Consider the following 18,001-nt stretch of genomic DNA (forward strand, 5'->3'; position numbering starts at 1 on the left):
GAGAAAGGAGGAGACTATGAAGAGCGCTTGGGTCATCATGCTCATCGTTTGGTTCTCTATGCCGCGACCTGCCATCCCCCAACAGGACGTCTCGCGTCCTCTCGCAGCGGAGGATCGCGCGTGGATCGAAGAGACGTTGCGACGGATGACGTTGGAGGAGAAGATCGGGCAGATGATCGTCCCGGCGATGACTCCCGTCTTCATGAACCACGAGAGCGAGGAATTTCGTCGCATCGAGCGGAACATCGTGGAATTTCATGTCGGCGGCTATCATACCTTCGGAGGGGATCCGGTCGCTCTGGCCGCTTTGCTGAATCGAATGCAGCGATTGGCAAAAATCCCGCTCCTGATCACCGCGGACCTTGAAGGCGGGCCCGGATATCAATTCCGCGGAGCGACGCGATTGCCGCGCGCCATGGCATTGGGAGCGACCGGGAGCGAAGAACTGACTTATCGCGCCGGCCAGATCACAGCCATCGAGGGACGCGCCATGGGCATCCATGTGAATTTCTATCCCGTCATGGATGTCAACAACAATCCGAGGAATCCCATCATCAACATTCGATCCTTTGGCGAAGATGTGGCTCTTGTTTCGCGTCTCGGCCAGGCGTACATCCGCGGGGCACAAGAGAACGGGCAATTGGCGACGGCCAAGCATTTCCCTGGACATGGCGATACGAGCCAGGATTCGCATTTAGAGCTGCCCGTCATCGCGGTCAGCCGCGACCGCCTCGATCGGATCGAGCTACCGCCATTTCGCGCGGCGATTCAAGCGGGCGTCGCCGCGATCATGACGGCGCACATCGCCCTTCCGCAGGTGGAGCCGGAACAGGGGATACCGGCGACGCTCTCTCCGGCGATCCTCACCGGGCTGCTCCGAAAAGAGCTGGGGTTCCGCGGTCTGATCTTCACCGATGCCATGGACATGCGTGGGGTCGCCGCTCACTTCACGCCGGAAGAAGCGACGTTGCGCGCCGTTCGAGCGGGCGCGGATGTGATCCTCTTCCCCATAGACGTCGAGAAGTCCTTCACGGCTCTTCGACAGGCGGTCATGCGCGGTGAGATCCCCATCGAGCGCATCGAAGCTTCCGTGCGACGTCTCCTGGAGGCCAAGGCGCGGCTCGGTCTCCATCGAAATCGGTACGTAGACCTGGATCGCATCGAGAGAATCGTCGGGAATCGAGAACATCAGCAATGGGCGCGCACGATCATCGAACGCGCTATCACCTTGGTGCGCGACGAACGGCGCGTTCTTCCGATCACCCTCAATGAGACCCAGCGCGTCCTGCTCCTGACGATCCTCGATGCGCGCGAGGGGTGGCGCGAGGGCGTGCCCGGAAACGCTTTTCGCGCGGAACTTCTCAAACGCCATCGGAGCGTGGTCGAAGTGACTATTGACGACAGAACCCCGCGCGAGACGATTGAAGTCGTGAAGAAGTTGGCCGCCCTCTGCGATCTCATCTTGGCCAATGGGTTCATCCGCGTCGCCGCATACAAGGGCTCCATTGATCTGACCGAGGGACAACTGGAGCTTTTGCGCGCCCTCTCGAAACTGGAGAAGCCTTTCGTCTTCACCCTATTCGGTAGCCCCTACATGCTCTCCTTTGTGCCCGAGCTACCGACGTACATCCTGACCTACGAGTATTACCCGGAGGCGGAGCGCGCGGCTCTGCGAGCCATCCTCGGCGAAATTCCCTTCGCCGGGAAGCTGCCGATCAGCCTGCCGGGCGCTTACCCGATCGGACACGGCCTCACTCCAACCGCGCAATAGGGGGGTGGCATGCGCCTCGGGTTCATCGGACTCGGTACGATGGGTCGTCCCATGGCGAGAAATCTCATCGCAGCCGGATTCTCGCTCACGGTTTACAACCGCACGGCGAGCAAGGCCCATCCGCTTTTGGAACTAGGTGCCGCTTGGGCTCCCTCACCAGCCGATCTCGCCCGAACATCCGATGTTGTGATCACCATCCTTTCGGATACGCCCGATGTTGAGGCCGTGCTCTTTGGTCCTGGGGGAGTGGAGGAAGGGATACGTTCTGGTAGCATCGTGATCGAAATGAGCACGATCGCGCCAGAAGCCGCTATCGCTTTCGCTCAGCGTTTCGCCGAGCGGGGATGCGCGATGCTCGATGCCCCCGTTAGTGGAGGCGAACGCGGCGCGATCGAAGGGACGCTCGCCATCATGGTCGGAGGACGCGAGGAGATCTTCCATCAGTGTTGGCCCATCTTCCGCGCTTTGGGAAAGACGATCATCTACACCGGTCCAAGCGGGAACGGTCAGAAGACGAAGCTCGTCAACCAGCTCGTCTGCGCCCTGAACATCGTAGCCATGACCGAAGGCCTTCATCTGGCCGAAAGGCTTGGGCTCGATCTGGAAACTACATTGCGCGCTATCTCGCAGGGAGCCGCTGCATCGTGGATGCTCTCGAATCTCGCTCCGAAGATCCTACAGAAGGACTTCGCGCCGGGTTTCAAGATCGCCCTTCAGCAAAAAGACCTGCGTTTAGTGCGCGAAGCCATTCGACGAGCGCGTCCACACGATGCTCCCGAGTGCGCTGATCTCGAATCGCGAAGCTTCCCGGGCGCTGAACTCGCCTTCCGCCTCTTCAGCGAAGCTGTGGCCGAGGGACTCGGCGAGCTTGGGACGCAAGGATTAATCGCCCTCTATCGGCGCCGCGCTTGAGATCGGGAGTCACGCGCAGAAAACAGCTTTTTCGGCGCTCGACCCTTCGCTCGAGCACGGCGCCATTTTTTCACCAAGTCGCACGCTCGGAGGCTGCATAGAGCACGGCGTTGAAGAGCGTTTTGAACGTAGCGTACGATTGCCCGCGATACTGAGGTCGGAATCCGAAGAGAATCGCACGGCCCCGTCCGATGGGGACTTCCACGAGAGCCGCTTTCCCAGAGAGGCGTTCCCCACCCAGTAGCCATCCGCTCAGGAGGGGATCGCCCGCCGGATACCGCGCGATGACGATGGCCGAACCGCTGACCTCGAAGGCTGGTCCTTCCTCAAACCAAATCCCTGTTTCGCGTTCCATGCCAAAGGCGACCGGATGCGCGGGATCGAACTCGGCTTTCAAGATCGAACCCGGCCCATAGAACTCTCGTTCCGAAACACCCGCCAATACATCGCGGACCTGCGGCTGCATCCCCCTCAGGATCACTTCCGAAGCTTGATTGAAGGCGATCACACTGCCACCGTCTTCGGCGAATCGCCGCAAATTGGCTACCCCTATCTCTCCAATGCCGCCCGTATATTCCTCAGGCATCGTGCCGGGCCGATGCCCTTCCAAGATCGTGCGCAACGGTTGATCCGGCAAGATGATCGCATCGAACCGACGGCGTAAATCTCCGGCGCGTATGTCTCGATCGTAGACATTCTCGTAAGGAATGCCAAATTGATCGAAGACCCACCGCGTCCATCCCTCGTCCATCGAGGGAACGTAGCTTCGATACAGGCCCACGCGGGGCATCCGCAGCTCCAATACTGCTCCGCGCGGACGTTCTCGCACAGCTTGAACCGAGATCGAGAAACGCCGCGCCGTCTCCTCCAAAAGCGCCTCTTGTCCAGCGGGAATGAACGCCGTGCCAGGTGGGAAGGCAGCGGCATCCACGAGGCGATAGACGCGCCCCCCTCGCTTGAGCAAGTCGAAGAGCGCGGCGATCTCCCGATGCCCCTCCGGCCGAATCACGTACCCGTGTGGAGATTTCCCTCCCACGATCTGCCCCCCTGGCTCCTCCACGCGATCTACGGGCTCCCACGGAACGGAGAAGGGGCGAGTGATCTCCACAACGTTCACTCCCATGAGTAAGGGAAGTGTATGCGCCGTCACATCGTAGGGACGTTTCGGCGGCCCTCCGGGATATTCCCGCAGATCCGGATAGCGCTGCCGTTCCAGCAACGCCTTCGCGAACGCGCCGTAGGGTTGCGCCAAGGGGATGATGAGACTCCCCGCCGGGAAAGTTCGCCCATCCGCCTCAAAGGCCGCTCGTGCCCTCCATACCTCCACCAGGCCGAACCGCAAGACCTCGATCAGCTTCCGCGCCGCGGCCGGATCCCGTTGCTCCGGGGGAATGATGAAGGCGAAAGGTGGCTCCTTCCGTTCGACTGCGCGCTTGCCGACCCGATAGAAGTTCCATAGGAAATGGTCTCGATGCCGCGCGGCCGTTTGCAAGAGCGAGAAGAAGGCCGAGAGCTGATAATCCACAATGTCACGCAAGCGCCAGATCCCTCCAGGCCAAGGCTCCGGGAAATTCCAACTCGGCCGTTGTGCGTCATAGCCACGCCCACCTCGCAAGCGTTCAAAGGGAATTTCGATCGGCGAAGCGATGCGCACGCTCGCCGATTCCGTCAGAATACGCAACCCGCCGTGATAGCATTGATAGCACCGCGCCGGCGTCCAGAGATCGTAGATCGCGTTGACGACGACCCCCTTCTTTCCCTCTGCCGTCAGATCGGCCGCCATCTTCATCCCTAGCCAATTCATCCCCTGCACGAGGATGGGATCAATATTCGGTTCGATGGGATCAATCCATGGCGGCGTGAAAATGCGCGCTTCCAACGCTCCCATCTGGTGCACGTCGTAGACGATCTGCGGATGCCAGGCATTGTGTGCCTTCTCCACGGTGAGTCGCGTCTCCACCTGCGTGAACATGTACCAATCGCGATTGTTGTCGTGGCCGACGTACTTATGATAGAGCCACGGCGGGCTCGTCCCCTCATACGGCGTGCCGAGCGTTCGCTGGTACCATTCGTACACCATCTGGTTCCCGTCGGGATTGAGCGAGGGAATGAGCAAGAGGATCACGTTCTCCAAGATCTCGCGCACGCGCGGCGAATCCTCGGTCACCATGCGCCAAGCAAATTCCACGGCCGTTTGCGCGCTGGCGACTTCAGTCGAGTGGATGTTGCACGTAATGAGGACGACGACTTTCCCACGCTCGATGAGCGCCCGCGCGTCGCTCTCGGAGAGGCCGCGCGGATCGGCGAGTCGTTTTTGAATCTGCCGATACTCCTCCAATCGCGCGAGCGTCGACGGAGCTGAGATAATCGCCATGATGAAAGGACGACCCTCAGTGCTCCGCCCCAACTCCACGACGCTCATGCGATCCGACGCCTCATCCAATCGCCGAAAGTACTCGACGATCTGCGGCCAGCTGGCCAGCCGACGGTCCTCTCCGATATCGAATCCCAGATACTCCCTCGGAGAAGGAACCGTTCGCTGCCCGGCCCAGATCGTCGCGGTCATCATGACTATGGCCAGTCCCTTTTGCAGATGGCGCGCGCGTCGCAACATACGTTCATTTCCCTCCTGATCTTCTTCCTCACTCCCACGGAGTGGGGGATTTTACGCGAAGCCTCAGCAGAAGGACAAGAGGCGCGCCCTTCCCCGAAGAGGCCCGATGGAGTGAAAAATCCGTGCAACGCTCGCTCGCTGCCTCGCCGTCCCATCTGGCGGATGAACGAACGGAGAGGACGTCGCGCGAGGTCATCCTCCTCCCGCGACATCGCTCTCGAGAAAGATCTTCTTCGGAGGCGAAAGACGATGAAAAGACACATAGCGTTGACGATGCTCGCGCTCGCACCGATCCTTTTCTCCCCCTCGCTCCGGACGGCCTCTTCCAATCTCCCCCAAGATCCCGGGATCGTTGACGTAGAGGGCCTCGACGTCCAGAGCCTCTTCCGAACGCTCGATCTCTTCGTCCAGAATCGCGCCCTGGAGGTCGGGACGACGATTGATTCGAGTCAGGCGAAACTCCTTCAAATCGGCGACACGCCGGTGACGCTGACGCCGGCTTCCTCTTGGGATCCGCGACGATTGGGGACGGTAGGCCTTCTCGAAGCTGGGAAGGCCTTCTCCGTGCAGAATAAGACACTGGCGGCTGGACTCTATACGCTCGAAATTGGGGGCCATCCGCAAACGCGTCGCCTCTCCTTGAACTTCCGGGACCAGTTCGGAAACATCGTCGCCACTCTCCCAGCCACCGAATATAAATTCACACCGCTTCCCAAGCGCGCGTCAGCTAAAGAGGTCGAGGCCATGCAGTCACTGCTGGGGATCATCGGCCCAGCTATCGGCTTCAACGTCGTCCTCACCAATACGCCGCCGTTTTTTAAGATCGTCCCTTGCCTGGGCTTTGTCGTTCCCATCGGCGTTGGCCTCGTGAACGTCGGATTCTGTCTCGGATGAGACGGACGACGAACCGTATTTTTGGCGATGCGCCATAGGAAATGGCGCATCGCTATCACCGGACCGGGCGAAAGGTGACCTCGACCTCCAGAAGCGTCGCGCGCGCGAAGCGCAGCCCCTTCTTGTTTCGACCAGCACTCTCAATGGCGATGCGCTTCATCTCCTCTTCGCTTTTGACTTCTCGGTATCGGCCGTTCTGCTCCAGGATGAGGAAAATCGTTCCCGATGGATTCGTCCCTCCCTTCCGCCGACGGGGAGATGCAGCGGCGCGCTTCTTGCGCGCTGGCGTTTTCGATTCCACCCCCTTGACGTCAGAGGGAGCTGCGGCCTGCTTCACTTCTCCACGCTTCACTTCTCCCATGCGTGCCTCCTCCTGAGGTTGAGAATGACGCTGGCGAGAGGAGAGCCGCGACGCCCCCGACGACGAGAGTTCAGCGACTCGCGCCCCCTTCTCCCTGGCGTTCACACGTCGCCTCGATTTCTTCTGCAAGGGATGCCACACCTCAGGATCCACGGTCACTCCTTTCGCGAGGGCGTAGGCGTTCACCTCCTCCTCGATTCGCTCGCGCCGATCGCTCGTGAGTGCCCCCGCCCAATCTTGGCATTTGAGCGCATAGGGGCACCGAATGGCACAGATCAACACCGACTTCAACTCGCTGTAGCGCGTGCAGTAGATGTATGTCCCCACGCCTGCCATGCTCGCCTCGCACGACGCACCTTCGCGCGCCGATCTTATATCCCGCTGTCCCCCTGCTTGTCAAACGCCCGAAGGGCGCTCCCCATAGCCCGAGAGGCTGACTTTGTGCTATAACCGAACTTCGCACGTAACCTCGCGACGAGGGTGAGCGGCAGATGTCCGAACGACATTCGGTCATCGAGTTCAAGAACGTCTGGCACTCGTATGATGGCGAGCACTTCGTGCTCGAAGACATCTCCTTTTCGGTCGGACCCGGCGAGATGACGGTCATCCTCGGCGGTTCCGGAAGCGGGAAGTCCACGATCCTGCGGCTCACGCTCGGACTCATCCGACCCGATGAAGGGGAGATCTTCATCCACGGCCAGGAGATCACCTCCATGAGCGAGCAAGAACTTCTGGCCGTCCGCCGGAAGATCGGGATCGTCTTCCAATCCGGCGCCCTCTTCGATAGCCTGAGTGTGTACGAGAATGTCGCCTACCGGCTCCGTGAGGAGGGATGGCCCGAGGAGCGCATCGAGGAAGAGGTCATGCGCCAGCTCGCATTCATTGACTTCAAGGGAGACCTTCATGCTCTCCCCGGTGAACTCTCCGGTGGCATGCGTCGAGCGGTCGCCATCGCGCGAGCGATGGTCGGTGGTCCCGAGATCTTACTCTTCGATGAACCGACAGCTGGACTCGATCCCCCCACCGCTCGGACGCTCTGCGAGCTGGCGGCCAAATATCGCGATCTTCGGGGCGTCAGCTCCATCTTCGTCACCCACCGCATGGACGATGTGCGCTTCCTCTCCTCCGTCCTCTACACGCGGGGCCCCACTGGGGAGATCGTCGCTCTCCATCGCGAGGATGAGACGTTCTCGCTCATCAACACACGATTCCTCATCCTGCGCAACCGTCGCATCTATTTCAGTGGGACAGAAGAGCAACTTCGCCGCTCGGAAGATCCTTACGTCCGCGAGTTCATCGGTGCGCTCGAGGAGGTGGAAGAGCGAGAGGTCTTCGAGGAGCTGATGCTCGAATGATGGAACGACTGCTCTCCGATCGTCGGAACGCGATGAAGACGCCTCCTTCACCTTCGGAAGATCATCCCGTCCTCGAATTCCGCGAAGTCTCCATAGCCTTCGATGATCCGCCGCGGCGCGTCCTCGATCGGGTCAGCTTCAAGGTCTACAAAGGCGAAATGCGCATCATCTTGGGACCGACGGGCTCCGGGAAATCCACGATCCTTCGCCTGGCGATTGGTCTCCTGCGCCCCGATGAGGGTCAGATCTTTGTGAACGGTCAAGAGATCACAGCCCTGCCTGAGGAAGCGCTTCTCAAGATTCGTCAGAAGATCGGCGTCGTCTTCCAAGAGGATGCGCTCTTCACCTCGCTGACGGTCGCCGAGAACGTCGCCTACCGGCTCCTCGAACAGGGATACGCCCTGGAAGACGTAGAAGCTGAGGTGCGGCGGACGTTACGATGGGTGGGCCTCGAACACGCCTATGGGATGATGCCCAACGAACTCTCCGGCGGGATGAGCCGACGCACGGCCATCGCGCGTGCGCTCGTCGGAGACCCGGAGATCATCCTCTATGACTCGCCCCTCGCGGGACTCGATCCCGTCATCGGCCGACGCATCAGCCGACTCGTCATGCGCTTACGGGACCTTCAGGGCGTCACCTCGCTCTGGATCACGCAGAACATGGACGAAGTCCGCTATCTCGCCTCGCATTTCTACGAACGCACGGCTGACGGCAAGCTCCTCTTTCGCCGGGAGAGCGAGCGTTTCTGCTTGATCAACACAAAGATCCTCATGCTCGCCGAAGGACGCGTGATCTTCGACGGCACGGATGAATTCTTCTGGAGCGCCCGCGACCCCATGATCCGACAATTCCTCCCCTGATTACTGAACCGCAGGTTCCCCGGCGATCGCCGTCTCTCCCGAGAGCCTCCCGACGCCTACGAGGGCTTCGAACTCCCGCCGGAGCTTCTCACAGAGGCGGTCGGCGAACGGCTGGACATATGGACCAAATCCCGCAGCGAAGAGATCCGCGTCAGCGCGAATCCGCGCCACTACTTCCTCCAAAAGCTGGCGCAGTCGCGCCTCCTTCTCCTCCGCTCCGAGATGCTCGTCTTCGACCACGTGTTTCATTCGCTCGCTCCATTCCACGTGCGCCTTCTCGATTTGGCGCCGCCACTCTTCCAATCGCCTGAGGGCCGCTAGATATGGCGCGCTGTCTCGAACGATCTGCCGCGCCAGCTTTCGGCCCTTGATCCGAATCAGGAAATTGAAGAGGCTTCGCCTCTCCTTCAAATGTCGCCACGCCTCGCGATAGGAGTAAAAGTCGAGCGAGGCCCGGATCGTCCCCATTTGCAACTCATAGGCCGTCATCTTCGCTGGCCAAATGACGGCGTGTTGAGCATCGTAGAGATGCCACCGCTTGGGAGCGATGATCTTCCCCTCCCGCTCAAGGCGGGCCGTCAGCGGCGGTCCCGGGACCGGCGTCAAGGCGAAAAATTGCGCCGTGTCCAGATTCATCTCCTTTGCGAAGCGCAGCGTTTGCTCGATCGTCTCCACTGTGTCCGCATCCGATCCAAGCACGAACATCCCATGCACGCGAATCCCCACGCGATGAAACGTTTCAATCGCCGCTCGGTTCTTCTCCAGAGTTGAATGCTTGTGATAGAGCCGCAGCGTCTCATCGTTGACCGATTCGAGCCCGATGAAGACGCAGGCGCATCCGGACCGCGCCATCAATCGCAACAACTCCGGATCGTTAGCCGCCTCCACACGCACTTGAGCGAACCAGCGCGGGATTCGAATCCCCTCGCGCAGAAGGCGATCGAGGAGGCGTTTCACCCGCGCCCGATTCGCATTGAAGATGTCATCCCCGAAGAAGATCGGACACCGCTTCACCCCCAAAGTGTATCGGATCAGCGCGATTGCCGCCTCATCATCCAAGAATCGGAATTGACGCCCGAAGTTATCAATGACCGAACAATACTCGCACTCAAATGGGCATCCGCGCGCGGTGTTCACCACCAGATGCGTGACGAAGCGCCGTTCGTTCTCGGTGTACTCAGGAAATGGCAAGGCCGAGAGCTGCTCTGAGGTCAAAAAAGGTCGATCTGGGGTGAGCCGCACTTCCCCTTCGGACGTCCGATAGGCAATCCCCCGGACGTCCTCCAAATGCGGACGTTCGAAATGCTCACAATAGCGCTCCAAAAGCTCCGGGAACGTATAATCCCCCTCATGTCGAACGACGACGTCTCCATACTGCAAGGCCTCCTGCGGCAACGCCGTCGGATGAGGCCCGCCGAATACGACCACAATACGCGGATTCGCCTCTTTCAAAAGCCGCGCCAATTCCAACGATTGCGGCGCTGTTCGCGTGATGACCGAAATGCCCACGATGTCCGACGAGAGCAACCGCGCCCAATCTCCTCGATCCAGATGTCCCTTCGTCCGACGATTGTATTTGGGATTAATGGCCACCGTGTTCGCATACCCGGCTGCCTTCACAATCGCCGTCAAGAGCGGGATGCCGCGCGCCGGAAAATCGAGAAGCGAATACACATCCTTTGCCAATTTCCCATCGAGGGTTCCATCCACGGTCGCGGGAAGCTCGATGAGCGTGATCGCGAGTTCCTTCCGGTTTTTCCTCATCGCTTTTCTCCAAGCCGGTCTCCACTCTATCAGAGACTCCCGCTTCGCACAAGCCGATCGCGCGGAAATTCACCGAAGGGTTTAACAGGGGGTTGACAGAGGGCGGGACCTTGCGTATAAGTATGCATCCATTTTCGAGATATGCAGGAATTTTGCATATTATGCAGAAGATGACACGGCGAGAGAAGGTGCTCGAACTGATCCGGACTAAGCGCTTTCGGACGCAGGCCGAGCTGGTCGAGGAGTTGCGCAAGCGCGGGATTCGCGCCACGCAATCCTCGGTCTCACGAGACCTAGCTCGCTTGGGCGCGATCAAGATCAACGGCTACTACGCGCTCCCGCGCTTGATGCATCCCATTGCCGGCGTGCTCGAGATCCTCCATCTCGATACGGCGGGCGATCATCTCATCGTCGTGAAGACGGAGCCGGGACAAGCCCCCTCGGTGGCCCTGAAGATTGATAACGCGCATTTTCCGGAAGTCGTGGGGACAGTCGCCGGCGATGACACGGTCTTCGTCGCGGTGAAAGATCGCGAGGCGCAGCGCAAGGCGATCCTGCGCATCGGTCAGCTCTTCACATGGCGGCGATCTCTTCGAGAGGGAGCGTGACGTGGGGCATTGCTCCTTTTGAAACCATTCGGAGGAGGAATCTATGTCGGAGACAGCCATTCGAAAAGTCGTGCTCGCGTATTCGGGAGGGTTGGACACGTCGGTGATGCTCAAATGGATCAAGGAGAGATATGGCTGCGAGGTCATCACATTCACAGCCAACATCGGCCAAGGGGACGAATTGACGGGCCTCCAGGAGAAAGCGCTCGCCACTGGCGCGAGCCGCTGTTACGTTGAAGACTTGCGCGAGGAATTCGTGCGCGATTTCGTCTTCACGGCGCTTAAGGCCAATGCCGTGTACGAAGGATTCTACTTGCTGGGGACGAGTCTGGCGCGTCCTCTCATTGCGAAGCATCAGATCGAGATCGCGAAACGAGAAGGAGCGGATGCCGTCGCCCATGGAGCGACGGGCAAAGGGAACGACCAGGTGCGCTTCGAGCTGACGTATTATGCGCTCGATCCGGACATCCGAGTGATCGCTCCGTGGCGCGAGTGGGAATTCCGATCGCGCACCGAGTTGATCGAATACGCGGCGCGGCATGGTATTCCCGTGAATGCGACTCACGAGAAGCCCTATTCGATAGACCGCAATCTCTTGCACGTTAGCTATGAGGGGGGGATTTTAGAGGATCCCTGGCGCGAGCCGCCTGAGGACATGTTCTTGCTGACGGTCTCGCCGGAGCGAGCGCCCGACCGCCCGACGACGATCGAGATCACGTTCGAGGAGGGCGTGCCGGTCGCGCTGGATGGTGAATGTTTGAATCCCGTCGCGCTGCTGGAGACGCTGAACGCATTGGGCGGAGAGAACGGCATCGGGCGCGTGGACATGGTGGAGAATCGCTTCGTCGGCATGAAATCACGCGGGGTCTACGAAACGCCGGGGGGGACGATCCTGCATATCGCGCACCGCGCTCTGGAGTCCATCACGCTCGATCGAGAGCTCGGGCGACTCCGCGATGCCCTCATCCCAAAGATCGCCGAGTTGATCTACTACGGGTTCTGGTATTCGCCGGAATTTCAGGCGCTCCGGACCTTCATTGACCAGACGCAGAAGAATGTGACGGGAACGGTCCGATTGCGCCTCTACAAGGGCAACTGCATCGTCCTCGGACGCCGATCGCCGTGTTCTCTCTATCGGCCGGAATACGCTACGTTCGAGGCCGATGAAGTTTATGACCAGCGGGATGCTGCCGGTTTCATCAAGTTGAATGCCCTTCGGCTCCGCTTGCAACGAATGCGAGAACCGGTCGAGGCCATTATTTCGCAATAGGAGGAACGGACGCGTGAGCGAGAAAGATAGCGTGGTGGAAATATCTCGGCGATCGGACGGGTCGGAACTCCGGCTCATGCGAGTGGACAAGATCGGATCGGCGACGGTGAACTTGAAACTCTCTCCGTGGGTTCCCGTGACGACGCGTTGCGAAGCACGGGCAGGTAATGTCGTCGTCGTGCGTGTCCTCACGGAGAACGCCACGTACAATCACTTGGAACTGCCCACCGGACGACTCTGCAAGATCAACCGCAATGATCTCATTGTGGGCGTACTCGGAGAGCGACGAGCGCTCAAGGGGTTCGTCGGTGACATTCCTCCGAAACTCTCTCCGGGGGATCGGCTGCACATCCTGAACCTTGGTGGAGTAATTGGCCGCTGTGTAGATCATTATAATGAGCTCGGAGAGGCCATCGAGGTCGAATTACTCGGCATGGTCGCCGATGAGGACGGCGCGCCCGTGCCGGCGATCTTGAACATCGCGAAGGGCGCCATCCCGCCGCGCGAACATTTGGAGCGATCATGTCCGCTCGTTCTGGTCGCGGGGACCTGCATGAGCGCGGGGAAGACGTTCGCTGCGGCACAACTCATCAAACATTTTACGCACGTGGGGTATCGTGTCGCTGCGGCCAAGCTTACCGGAATTGCGTGTCTGCGCGACACGCTGAATATGGAGGACCATGGAGCCATCAAGACCCTTTCATTCCTCGATTGCGGGTATCCCTCGACCGTCTCCGCGCCCAATCTTCCAGCGATCGCCAAAGCGCTCATCGCTGAACTGAATACCGTCGAACCGGACGTGATCGTCCTCGAGTTGGGCGATGGGATCATTGGTGGCTACAACGTGCACGTTCTCTTCGAGGATGCGGAGCTGTTGCGGTTTGTGGCGGCGACGGTCTTCTGCGCCAGCGATTTCGTCGGGGCGTGGGGAGGAGTTCGACTTCTCGCGGCCAAGCGCGTGCCGATCACGGTCATCTCAGGCGCTGTCACCGATAGTGCCATGGGACGCGAATTCATCGAGCGCGAGTGGGGGATTCCAGCAGCCAACGCCATGAGAAATGGCGAGAAGCTCTACCGACTCGTGGAAGAGAAGGTTCTCGCTTTCCGAAATGCCGCGCGCTGAAGAGGGAGAACGATGGCGATTCGCGTGGGGATCGTGGGAGGATCGGGCTATGGAGGGGGAGAGCTGGTGCGTCTCCTCCTCTTCCATCCAGAGGTAGAGATCGCGTGGGTGGCGGCTCACGAGCAAGCTGGGCGCTTGGTCGCCGACGTCCATCCGAATCTGCGGCGACTGGCAGAGTTCCGCTTCCTCCCCTCGCCGACGGCTGACACCATCGGCTCGCTCGCCGAAGGGCTCGATTGCATCTTCCTCGCGCTGCCACACGGACGGAGCATGGAGCTTGTCCCTCGGATTCCCGAATCAACGAAGGTGATTGATCTGGCCGGCGACTTCCGGTTGAAGGATCCCGAAGCCTTCGAGACGCACTATGGGCGACTGCATAGCGCTCAGGAGCATCTCGAACGCTTCGTCTATGGATTGACCGAGTTGCAACGCGAGGAGATTGCGCGCGCCACGCGCGTAGCGAATCCTGGATGTTTCGCCACGGCTGTCCTCCTCGGACTCGCTCCATTTGTGTCGGCCCGGCTGCTCGTCGGCCCGGCGATCGCCGATGCGAAAACGGGCTCCTCGGGCGCCGGCGCGAAGCCACTGGAGACGACGCACCATCCGCGACGAGCCAACAGCTTCTTCGCCTATAAGCCTTTCGCCCATCAACATCTGCCAGAGATCGCACAGGCGCTCGCTCGTCTGGAAGACGACCGCTGGTCCGAGCGTCTCATTCTGCAAGTGCATTCGGCCCCGGTCGTGCGCGGGATCTTCGCCTCGCTCTATCTCACGCTCGCGGAGCCGATGACGGCGGAAGAGATCGGCGATCTCTTTCACCGATTTTACGCCGACGCTTTTTTCGTGCGATTGCTCGGGCCCAACGTCTCGCCGGACATCACGTGGGTGAAGCATACGAACTTCTGCGACATTGGTTGGGCGGTTCGGGGACGAACGGCGATCGTCTTCACGGCCATTGATAATCTGGTCAAGGGGGCAGCCGGTCAAGCCGTGCAGAACATGAACGTGATGTTCGGCTTAGATGAGACACTAGGCCTGAAGTGGCCGGGAAGCCATCCGTAAGGAGGACGAGTCATGGCCCTCTCAATCAAGCGTTGGCCGAGACCTCGCGCGACGCTCAAAGGACGGAGCTTTCTCACCACCGGAGAGTTCACGCGTGAGGAATTATCCGAGGTCCTCGATCTGGCGATCCAGTACAAAGCGCTCGGACACGGGCGTCCTCTGAAAGGAAAATCCATCGCGCTCATCTTCTTCGACCCCTCGCTGCGCACGCGCGCTTCGATGGAGATTGCTATTCACCAACTGGGAGGCCACGTCGTCGCGCTCGACATCGGGAGGGGGACGTGGACGCTCGAATATCGCGAGGACGTCGTCATGGACGGCGACCGAAGCGAGCACATCAAAGAAGCGGCGCGCGTGCTCTCTCGATACGTGGCGGCTATCGGCGTGCGCAGCTTCCCCGCTCTCCGGTCGTTCGAGGAAGAGCGGCACGATCCGATCCTGCGCAGCTTCGCGCGCTATAGCGCGGTGCCGGTCATCAATCTGGAATCAGCGATGTTCCATCCGCTGCAAGCGCTGGCCGATGTGATGACGATCCGAGAGACGTTCGGGCTCGTGGATCAACGTCAGGTCGTTCTCTGTTGGGCCTATCATCCGAAGCCGCTGCCGATGGCCGTGCCGAACTCTTTCGCGTTGATCGCCGCGCAATTCGGTATGAATCTGACGATCGCCTGCCCGCCGGAATACGAGTTGGATCCGGAGCTGATGGACACGATCCGCGCACACGCTCACCGCAACGGAGGTTCCGTGCGCGTGCTGCACGATCGGTGGGAAGCCTGCCGCGGCGCCGAGGTCATCTACGCGAAGAGTTGGGGCAGTCGTCATTATTATGGCCGGTGGGAAGAAGAGCGAGAGGTACGGAAGGCCTATCGGGAGTGGATCGTAGACGAAGCTCTCATGCGCTTGACCAGTCGGGGATATTTCATGCATTGCCTCCCCGTGCGTCGGAATGTCGTCGTGACCGACGCCGTCCTTGACGGTGAACGCTCCCTCGTGGTCCAACAAGCCGAGAACCGCCTCCACGTTCAAAAGGCTTTACTCTCCATGCTTCTGTGAGGGCCGATGCAAAGGGAATCCGTATGATGAATCACGATCGCTTGGAGTTGTTGCGCGAAGCGCTCCCCTACATCCAGAAATTCAAGGGGAGGGTCTTCGTCATCAAGCTCAGTGGAAAGGTCACCGAGAAACCGGCGATCCTTCAGTCGTTGGCCGAAGAGATTGTCCTCTGCCATCAAGTGGGCATTCGCATCATCGTTGTCCATGGCGGAGGCCAGCAGGTGACCCACTTGGCCCGACGATTGGGCGTTGAGCAGAGGATCGTCCTCGGACGGCGCGTCACTGACGATGAGACGTTAGAACTCGCGAAGATGATCTTCGCTGGGAAAATCAATACCGAAGTGGCGGCTGCTCTGCACCGTTTGGGCGTTCCCACCGTCGGGCTCACAGGGTTCGATGGACAGCTCGTTCGCGCCCGCCGCCGACATCCGCAACGCATCCTGAATCCGGAAACTGGACGCGAGGAGATCGTGGATTACGGTCACGTCGGCGACGTTGAATCCGTCAATGGCCGACTCCTCCTTCTGCTCTTGGAGAACGGATATCTGCCGGTCGTCTGTTGCCTCGCTGCCGACGCGCAAGGGAACATCTTCAATGTCAACGCCGATACGATCGCCGCGGAACTGGCGGCGAATCTGGACGCCGAGAAGCTTCTCGTGCTGACGGATGTGGATGGGATCTTTTTGGACAGAAACGATCCGACGACTCGACTCTCGCGCCTCACACTCGCTCAACTTGAGGAGTTACTCGCAGGGAGATGCTTGACCGAAGGGATGTTGCCGAAAGCCGATGCGATTTTACGCCTGCTCTCGCGCGGGCGAACGACCGTGCACATTCTCAACGGTTGTCGGCGTAATGCCTTGCTTCAGGAGATCTTCACGGACGAGGGTTCGGGAACGATGATCAGCCCGACGTAATCGTTTCTCGATCCCGCCGCAAGGCGTTCATTCTCTGCCGTGCTTCCTGTAGAGCGGCTCGAACGCGTTCTGGCGCTGTCCCACCGAACGTTCGCTTCGAGGCCAACGCTCGTTCGAGAGAGAGCGCTTCGTAAACGTCCGCCTCGATCTGAGGAGCGAATTGCCGATATTCCTCGAGCGAAAGTTCGCTGAGGCTTTTCTCCATGTGAGCGGCATACAGGACGATCCGTCCGACGAGATCATGGGCATGGCGAAAGGTCAGTCCTTTGCGCACGAGATAATCGGCCAGCTCCGTCGCATTCGTGTAATCGCCGAGCGCTGCATGCGTCATTCGCTCTGGACGAAGCTCCACATGGTGGAGCACCGTCGTCGCCACGCGCACGCAGGCGCGCACGGTGTCCAGCGCATCGAAGACGGCCTCCTTATCTTCCTGCATATCCTTGTTGTAGGCGAGCGGCAAGCCCTTCATCATCACGAGCACGCTCATCAGATGACCGAAGACGCGGCCGGCCTTGCCGCGGATGAGTTCCAGAGCATCCGGATTCTTCTTCTGCGGCATGAGCGAGGATCCGGTGGAGACGGCATCGCCGAGTGTGAGGAATCCGAACTCCGAGGTCGCGTACAGGATGAAATCCTCGGCCAAGCGACTGAGGTGCATTTGCAGCACGGCAGCGGCGAAGAGGACGTCGAGCACGAAATCGCGATCGCTCACGGCATCGAGACTGTTCGCAGCCACGCGCTCGAATCCTAACTCCCGAGCTAACCATTCGCGATCAATCGGGACGCTCGTCCCGGCGAGCGCTCCTGCTCCCAAAGGCAGCACATTAAGGCGCGTCCGCGCCGTGCTCACTCGCTCCCGATCGCGCTCGAACATCTCGAAGTAGGCGAGCAAATAGTGTCCCCACAGAATGGGCTGCGCCCTCTGGAGATGCGTATATCCGGGGAGCGAGACTCCCGCATATCGCTCGGCCAGATCGAGCACGGCCGTCTCCAACTCGAGGAGTTCCGCGAGCCAGAGATCACACTGCTCGCGGAGATAAAGTCGAAGGTCCGTGCTCACCTGATCGTTCCGACTCCGACCGGTGCGGAGCTTGTACGCCGATTCGCCGACCAATTCCGCTAAGCGCGCTTCAACGAAGCTGTGGACGTCTTCAGCGGCATAGCGATCGAGGGCTCCCGGATCTTGCTCCACCTGCTCGAGAATCCGTGCGAGGGCCTCAACAATTCGCGCAGCCTCTTCCTCGGAGAGCAAGCCCGCTCGCTGCAAGGCGCGGCAGTACGCCGCGTTGGTGCGAATATCGGCAGGGAGGAGCCTGCGATCGAAGGGAAACGAAGTGTTGAACCGAGCGATCTCTGGATTCAAGGCCTCGCGAAACCGTCCGCCCCACAGTTTCTCCATGCTCACTGGCTCCGGAGTCAACAGCTCATATCGCG

Annotated in this window: 15 protein-coding genes; 11 read left to right on the forward strand and 4 right to left on the reverse strand. The window is 60.0% G+C overall.

Annotation, left to right across the window (positions count from 1 at the left end; all coding sequences use genetic code 11):
* The first annotated feature begins 16 nt into the window (after positions 1–16).
* Positions 17–1,771 carry a hypothetical protein gene (locus tag NZ746_05595; GenBank protein MCS6816836.1) on the forward strand — a complete coding sequence of 585 codons (1,755 nt, stop codon included), beginning with the start codon at positions 17–19 and terminating at the stop codon, positions 1,769–1,771.
* A 9-nt stretch (positions 1,772–1,780) separates the two neighbouring features.
* Positions 1,781–2,683: an NAD(P)-dependent oxidoreductase gene (locus NZ746_05600; protein ID MCS6816837.1), complete on the forward strand. Its 903-nt coding sequence runs from the start codon at positions 1,781–1,783 to the stop codon at positions 2,681–2,683.
* Positions 2,684–2,753: 70 nt separating this feature from the next.
* Here the strand turns inward: NZ746_05600 and NZ746_05605 are convergent, their stop codons facing one another.
* The gene (locus NZ746_05605) at positions 2,754–5,297 is read right to left on the reverse strand and encodes a M14 family metallopeptidase (GenBank protein ID MCS6816838.1); all 2,544 of its coding nucleotides are present in this window, start codon (positions 5,295–5,297) and stop codon (positions 2,754–2,756) included.
* 249 nt (positions 5,298–5,546) lie between these two features.
* Here NZ746_05605 and NZ746_05610 point away from each other — a divergent pair, with 249 nt between their 5' ends.
* Positions 5,547–6,191 carry a hypothetical protein gene (locus NZ746_05610; protein ID MCS6816839.1) on the forward strand — a complete coding sequence of 215 codons (645 nt, stop codon included), beginning with the start codon at positions 5,547–5,549 and terminating at the stop codon, positions 6,189–6,191.
* 55 nt (positions 6,192–6,246) lie between these two features.
* Here the strand turns inward: NZ746_05610 and NZ746_05615 are convergent, their stop codons facing one another.
* Entirely contained in the window at positions 6,247–6,888 is a 642-nt protein-coding gene (locus tag NZ746_05615; GenBank protein ID MCS6816840.1) for a hypothetical protein, read from the reverse strand.
* Between the two features lie 155 nt (positions 6,889–7,043).
* Here NZ746_05615 and NZ746_05620 point away from each other — a divergent pair, with 155 nt between their 5' ends.
* Together NZ746_05620 and NZ746_05625 are read left to right on the forward strand one after the other, a co-directional pair.
* On the forward strand, positions 7,044–7,907 hold the full coding sequence (locus NZ746_05620; protein MCS6816841.1) for an ATP-binding cassette domain-containing protein: 864 nt from the start codon (positions 7,044–7,046) through the stop codon (positions 7,905–7,907).
* Positions 7,904–8,770 (forward strand): ATP-binding cassette domain-containing protein, encoded by an 867-nt coding sequence (locus tag NZ746_05625; protein ID MCS6816842.1) that lies wholly within the window; start codon positions 7,904–7,906, stop codon positions 8,768–8,770. The genes NZ746_05620 and NZ746_05625 overlap by 4 nt, the downstream gene beginning before the upstream one ends.
* On the opposite strand, the gene NZ746_05630 is transcribed toward NZ746_05625, so the two are convergent.
* Positions 8,771–10,534: a B12-binding domain-containing radical SAM protein gene (locus tag NZ746_05630; protein ID MCS6816843.1), complete on the reverse strand. Its 1,764-nt coding sequence runs from the start codon at positions 10,532–10,534 to the stop codon at positions 8,771–8,773.
* Positions 10,535–10,695: 161 nt separating this feature from the next.
* Between NZ746_05630 and NZ746_05635 the strand changes: the two genes are divergently transcribed.
* From NZ746_05635 to argB, 6 genes are all read left to right on the forward strand, one after another.
* The gene (locus NZ746_05635; GenBank protein ID MCS6816844.1) at positions 10,696–11,142 is read left to right on the forward strand and encodes an arginine repressor; all 447 of its coding nucleotides are present in this window, start codon (positions 10,696–10,698) and stop codon (positions 11,140–11,142) included.
* A gap of 43 nt (positions 11,143–11,185) precedes the next feature.
* Complete coding sequence (locus tag NZ746_05640; GenBank protein ID MCS6816845.1) at positions 11,186–12,412, forward strand: argininosuccinate synthase; 1,227 nt, start codon at positions 11,186–11,188, stop codon at positions 12,410–12,412.
* Between the two features lie 76 nt (positions 12,413–12,488).
* On the forward strand, positions 12,489–13,535 hold the full coding sequence (locus tag NZ746_05645; GenBank protein ID MCS6816846.1) for a hypothetical protein: 1,047 nt from the start codon (positions 12,489–12,491) through the stop codon (positions 13,533–13,535).
* A 12-nt stretch (positions 13,536–13,547) separates the two neighbouring features.
* The gene (argC, locus tag NZ746_05650; protein ID MCS6816847.1) at positions 13,548–14,597 is read left to right on the forward strand and encodes an N-acetyl-gamma-glutamyl-phosphate reductase; all 1,050 of its coding nucleotides are present in this window, start codon (positions 13,548–13,550) and stop codon (positions 14,595–14,597) included.
* 12 nt (positions 14,598–14,609) lie between these two features.
* Entirely contained in the window at positions 14,610–15,650 is a 1,041-nt protein-coding gene (locus NZ746_05655) for an N-acetylornithine carbamoyltransferase (GenBank protein MCS6816848.1), read from the forward strand.
* 23 nt (positions 15,651–15,673) lie between these two features.
* Positions 15,674–16,567 (forward strand): acetylglutamate kinase, encoded by an 894-nt coding sequence (gene argB / locus NZ746_05660; protein ID MCS6816849.1) that lies wholly within the window; start codon positions 15,674–15,676, stop codon positions 16,565–16,567.
* On the opposite strand, the gene argH is transcribed toward argB, so the two are convergent.
* The gene (argH, locus tag NZ746_05665; protein MCS6816850.1) at positions 16,554–17,966 is read right to left on the reverse strand and encodes an argininosuccinate lyase; all 1,413 of its coding nucleotides are present in this window, start codon (positions 17,964–17,966) and stop codon (positions 16,554–16,556) included. The two genes, argB and argH, sit on opposite strands and share 14 nt — an antisense overlap.
* Positions 17,967–18,001: the final 35 nt, after the last annotated feature.

This window comes from Blastocatellia bacterium, from assembly GCA_025055075.1.
Taxonomy (GTDB): Bacteria; Acidobacteriota; Blastocatellia; order HR10; family HR10; genus HR10.